Below are 5,580 nucleotides of genomic sequence, written 5' to 3'. Positions count from 1 at the left end.
CGGCACATATTAGAGCAGTATCGCCATTTATATCTTTATCATAAACATTAGGATTATTAGTTAATAGTATGTTAACTATTTCTGTGTGTCCGTTTCTGGCGGCACATATTAGAGCAGTATCATCATTTGTATCTTTATGATTAATATTAGCACCATGTGCTAGTAAAGTGTTAACAATTTTTGTATAACCATTTTCAGCTGCTCATATTAGAGCACTATCATTAAAGTCATTTGTATGATTAAGGTCAATTTCATTTTTTATTAAAGTGTTAACTACATCTAGGTGTCCTTCTTTGGCTGCTCATATTAAAGCACTATTTTTGTTTTTATCTACATTATTAATGTTAGCACCATATGCTAGTAAAATTTTAACTATTTCCAAATAACCTTTTCTGGCGGCTATTATTAAAGCAGAGTCACCAAGGTTGTTTACATGATTATTAACGTCATTATCTTTTGTTATTAAAACTTTAACTGTTTCTGTGTGTCCGTTTTCAGTAGCTCATATTAGAGCAGTATCACCAAATATATTTGTATCATTAATATAAGCACCATTTTTTAATAAAGTTTTAATTGTATTTACATGCCCATTTTGTGCTGCTGATATTAGAGCAGTATTACTAATTCAATTTTTGTGATTAATAATCTTACTATTTGTTGCTAATAAAGTGTTAACTACTTCTGTGTGTCCATTTTTAGCAGCCATTCTTAAAGCATCATCACCAAAATCATTTATATGGTTAATATTAGCGTTATTTTTTAATAAAGTTTGAACAATTTTTAAATTACCATGTTCAGCAGATATTGTTAATGGACTATTACGATGTTCATCTACATAATTAACATCAGCGTTATTTTTTAATAAAGTTTGGGTTAATTCTAAATCATCATGTTTAGCGGCTTTAATTAATTTTTCATTTTTATTAATATTTATAGTTGTATTTAATTTAGATATTTCTTTTAAATTAGACATTTTTTTCTCCTATCAAATTAAAAAACCTATTTATTTTAAAACTAAAATAAATAGGTAAAAACTTATATTAAGTTTGAAAAAATTATAGCATAAGATTTATTTCTATAGTAAATATAGATAATTGCTATTTAAAATTGCAAACTTTAAGATTAATTAGCTGTTATAATCATTTTTTAAATACTTTAATATATCCCATTTTTATTAATTGACTTAGCACACAATAAGTCATGATTATTCCTAAAACAATTGGAATATAGACTGGCGGTGGTCCTACCATATTCATTTGATGACCAATGTAAGTATAAGGTAAACTTAATCCAATGGTACAAATAACAATTGCCATTATATTTACTGGTCAAGTACCACGACTTTGAATAAAAGGAATTTTTTCAGTTCTAAACATTTGTACTATTAATGTTTGCGTTAATAAACCTTCAATAAATCATCCTGAGTTGAACATATTAATATTTTCTGCAGAAGTATTAGCAAAGACACCAAATCCAAATCCTAAAATTGCAAAAGTAGAGATATCAAAAATGCTACTTATAGGTCCATTAATAAAAGCAAATGGTAACATTCCTTTTGGATTTCAGCGTTGTGGTTTTAATAAAAATGATGGATCAACACGATCAAAGGCAATAGTAAATTGTGAAATATCATATAATAAATTTTGAAATAATAATTGTACTAGTGACATTGGTGCAAAAGCAAATCATGCTGATGCTACTAGCACACTAAAGACATTACCAAAGTTAGAAGCAATCGTAATTTTAATATATTTTAAAATATTACCAAAAATGCGACGACCTTCAATAATCCCTTTTTCTAAAACTAATAATGATTTTTCTAATAAAATGATATCTGATGCTTCTTTTGCAATATCAGTAGCATTATCAACAGAAATTCCAACATCAGCATTTCTTAATACTAAAGCATCATTAATACCATCACCCATGAAACCAACGACGTGATCATTACTTTTTAAAGTTTGAATAATCTTTGCCTTTTGTAATGGGTTTAGTTTAACAAAAATATTATTATTTTCAACAATTCTTTTTAATTCATATTCAGTTAGGCCAGTTAATTGTTCACCAGAAATTAATCCTTTAATTTCTAGATTAACACGATTACAAATTGCTCTTGTTACTAATTCATTATCACCAGTTAATATTTTAAGATCAACACCATGTGTTTTTAGCAATTTGATCATTTTTGTTGCTGTAGGTTTTGGTGTATCAAGAAAAGTTACAAAACCAAGAAAAATTAAATTTTTTTCGTTTGTTTCATTATATTTATTATTAGTAAGATTTGTATCTTCATATGAGACACCTAAGACACGTAATCCTTGTTCATTTAATTTTGTTATTTTTTTATTAATCATTTTCATTAAATCAGAATTTAATGGTATTACTTTATCTTGATAAACTATACGATTACATGTATTAATAACTTCTTCAATTGCACCTTTACAAATTAATTTTTTATTATTTAATTTATCTTCTAAAACAACTGTTAATTTACGACGATTAAAATCAAAAGGAATTTCATCAATTTTTTGATAATAATTACTTATATTTTTTAATTTATTTTTTTCTCCAAATTCAAGTATTGAATTATCCATTGGATTTTTTATTCCTGTTTGAAAATAACTATTTAAATAAATAAACTTAATTAAATCATTATTTGTTTTATTGTTCAATGTTATATGGTTGACTACTTCAATATTATCATTAGTTAAAGTTCCTGTTTTATCAGTACATAAAATATCAATTGCACCTAAATTTTGAATAGCAGCTAGTTGTTTAACAACTACTTTTTGTTTACTCATTTTACTAGCACCTCGTGCTAGATTAGAGGTAACAATCATTGGTAGCATTTCAGGAGTCAAACCAACAGCAACCGAAATTGAAAAAATAAATGCTGCAGGTCAATCGTTTTTTAAAAGGCCATTGATAATTAACACAATGGGTACCATTACTAGCATAAAGCAAATTAACATTAAAGTAACGCGTTTAATTCCTTTGGAAAAACTGCTTAATGGACGTTGTTTATTTATTGTATCAGCAATAGTAGCGAAGTAAGTGTTAGTAGCTGTTGCTATAACAATAGCAATTGCACTTCCAGAAACAACACTTGTTCCCATAAAACAAATATTTTGTAAATCAAATAAGTTTTGATATGCAGGATCGTTAATAGTGTGTTTTTCAGTAGGTAGTGATTCTCCTGTTAATGATGATTGATTAATAAATAAATCGTTGCTTAATAAAATTTTTAAATCAGCAGGAATTAAATCACCAGCTGATAAATAAATTAAATCACCAGGTAACAATTCATTAACATTTATTTCTTGTGCTTGTTTAATTATTTTAATTGAGTTTTCTTTAGTAATTTGATTAATGTTTATATTACGAATAACAGTAGTTGTATTTTTGACCAAAATTGTTAAATGTTTAGTAATAAAAAAAGCTCGTATTGATTGAATGTAAATTAGGGTTCCGCTTAATAAAATCATAGTTCCAACAATAATAGCGGCAACCAATGAATAAATTGAAGTATCATTTGTTGTAAAATATGAGAATAAATTATAGATAGTAATAATTGCTAAAATTATATTGAATGGTCCAAAATATGCTTTTAAAAATTCTAAAATTCAATTAAATTTTGTATTTTTTAAAGTATTAATACCATATTTTTTTCTTCTTATTTCAATTTGGTCTGTTTTAAGACCAAAATTATGTAAATCTAAATTTTTTAGTAATTGTTTTTGGTTAAATTGTGCAATTTGTTTAATATAATCACCATTTGTGTAAACTAATGGTTTTTTAAAACTAAATTGTAATTTAAAATAAATTTTGTTTAAAAAAATCTTCATAATTTCTTTACCTCCTTATTTTTCTTATTTTAAGACTTTTAAATAAGGATTTAGAAATTTATTAACACGCTAAAAAAATATTTTTTTAGTAAAAATACTAGGAGAATATTTGACTGAATCTTTATTTAAAAGTACACTTTTAAAATTACTAATTTTTAAATTAGTATTATTTTTATTATTATAAATGGAATCGCTGTCAGTCATGATATCACTCTCCTTTATCCTTTGACATTTTAACATGTTTCTCTTTAAAAAGATAACTTTTTTTAATTTATATAATTTTAGGAAAAAGATGATTACTATAAAATATTCAAATTTATTTTATGTTATTATTAATTAATGTTACGTGTTACTTTAATAATTAAAATAATAGGAGGTAAACATGAATACATTTGTAATAGTTGGTATTATTATAATAGCTATTGCTATTATTAGTTTTATGTTATTATTTAAAATTATAAAATGACTTGCTATTTGTATTATTGTTGGTGGTATCATTTTGGCTGCATTATTTTTTGGTTTTGGTATATGACCATTAGATAATATTCATTTTACTAATTTTATTAATATTAATAAAAATTAAAATAATAAATAATAATTAGTTTAAATTTTAACTATTGACTATAATATATTTTTGAATAAGAGGTAAAAAATGGAACGAATTAAGCAAGCACAATTTTTAACTAGTGCTATTAAAGAAGAACAATGGCCGCAGGATGAAATTCCTGAATTTTGTTTTGTTGGTCGCAGTAATGTTGGTAAATCAACATTTTTAAATACAATTTGTAATAATGGTAAGTTAGCTAGAGTTTCACAAACACCTGGTAAAACACAAATGCTAAATTTTTTTACAATTAATAATAATATTTGTCGCTTTGTTGATGTTCCTGGCTATGGTTTTGCTAAAGTATCAAATGAAAAAAAAATCCAATTTGCGACAATGATGGATGAATATTTTCAGTCACGAAAAAATTTAAAAGCAGTTTTTTTATTATTAGATTTAAGACATGCACCCAGTAAAGATGATATTGATATGTTGGAATATTTACAACATTATCATTTAAAAATTCATTTAATTGCTACTAAAGTTGATAAAGTTAAAAATAGTCAATTAGTAAAAAATAAAAAATTAATATTATTAACTTTAAAACTTAGCACTAATACTCCTATTATTTTATTTTCTAGTATTAGTAAACAAGGAATTGATTTAGTAATTAGTAAATTAGCAGATGATGTTAATACTGATGAATTTGAAGTAGAAACTTAATAGTATAATATTTGTTGCTATAAAAAAAGATAAAAGTTGTTTAATATGTATATATTCTTATCTATTTATTTATATTGATTATAAACCAGTATATTTATAAATTGTATATGATAGTTTGTAATTATTAAAAATATCAATATTCAGTATAGAATAGAATATAATAATAATTAAATTTAATATAAGTTTTTAACTCATTTATTTTGATAAAAATAAATGAGTTTTTATTTGAAAGGAAGATTAAAAGAAATGCCTATAAAAAATGAAATTTTACAAAATCTTGAAGCAAAATCAGAAGAAAATGTAGAACAAAAACCTACAAAATGAAAAGAGTTTAAAACAAAACATCGAACAACCGCAAAAATTATAAAAGTGACTAAAGGTGTTGCTACTGGTGCTGCTGGTGGTGCCTTATATATTAATCCTATTGCTCAAATGAGCGCTTTAGTTACTGCTACTGTTGCGGGTGGT

The 5,580-nt window shown here is 24.5% G+C and carries 6 protein-coding genes; 3 read left to right on the top strand and 3 right to left on the bottom strand.

Features of this window, described 5'->3' with window-relative positions; all coding sequences use genetic code 4:
* The 3 genes from M0D11_RS05105 to M0D11_RS06985 form a co-directional block, all read right to left on the bottom strand.
* The coding region (locus tag M0D11_RS05105) for an ankyrin repeat domain-containing protein (protein ID WP_252320693.1) at nucleotides 1-973 on the bottom strand (973 nt) is incomplete at its 3' end.
* Between the two features lie 160 nt (nucleotides 974-1,133).
* Nucleotides 1,134-3,845: a magnesium-translocating P-type ATPase gene (mgtA, locus tag M0D11_RS05100; RefSeq protein WP_252320691.1), complete on the bottom strand. Its 2,712-nt coding sequence runs from the start codon at nucleotides 3,843-3,845 to the stop codon at nucleotides 1,134-1,136.
* A 69-nt stretch (nucleotides 3,846-3,914) separates the two neighbouring features.
* Nucleotides 3,915-4,049: a hypothetical protein gene (locus tag M0D11_RS06985; protein WP_256468440.1), complete on the bottom strand. Its 135-nt coding sequence runs from the start codon at nucleotides 4,047-4,049 to the stop codon at nucleotides 3,915-3,917.
* Between the two features lie 178 nt (nucleotides 4,050-4,227).
* On the opposite strand from M0D11_RS06985, the gene M0D11_RS05095 reads away from it, so the two are divergent.
* From M0D11_RS05095 to M0D11_RS05085, 3 genes are all read left to right on the top strand, one after another.
* The gene (locus M0D11_RS05095; protein ID WP_252320689.1) at nucleotides 4,228-4,428 is read left to right on the top strand and encodes a hypothetical protein; all 201 of its coding nucleotides are present in this window, start codon (nucleotides 4,228-4,230) and stop codon (nucleotides 4,426-4,428) included.
* Between the two features lie 69 nt (nucleotides 4,429-4,497).
* Nucleotides 4,498-5,112 carry a ribosome biogenesis GTP-binding protein YihA/YsxC gene (yihA, locus tag M0D11_RS05090; RefSeq protein ID WP_252320687.1) on the top strand — a complete coding sequence of 205 codons (615 nt, stop codon included), beginning with the start codon at nucleotides 4,498-4,500 and terminating at the stop codon, nucleotides 5,110-5,112.
* Between the two features lie 246 nt (nucleotides 5,113-5,358).
* Nucleotides 5,359-5,580, top strand: a 222-nt coding sequence (locus M0D11_RS05085; protein ID WP_252320685.1) for a hypothetical protein, incomplete at its 3' end; no start/stop codon positions are given.

Origin of the sequence: Spiroplasma endosymbiont of Lariophagus distinguendus, from assembly GCF_023846195.1 — a bacterium.
In the GTDB taxonomy this organism is placed as follows: Bacteria; Bacillota_I; Bacilli_A; order Mycoplasmatales; family VBWQ01; genus Spiroplasma_E.
The sequence above is the reverse complement of the archived record's forward strand: the minus strand, read 5'-3'. Positions and strand labels throughout refer to the sequence as shown.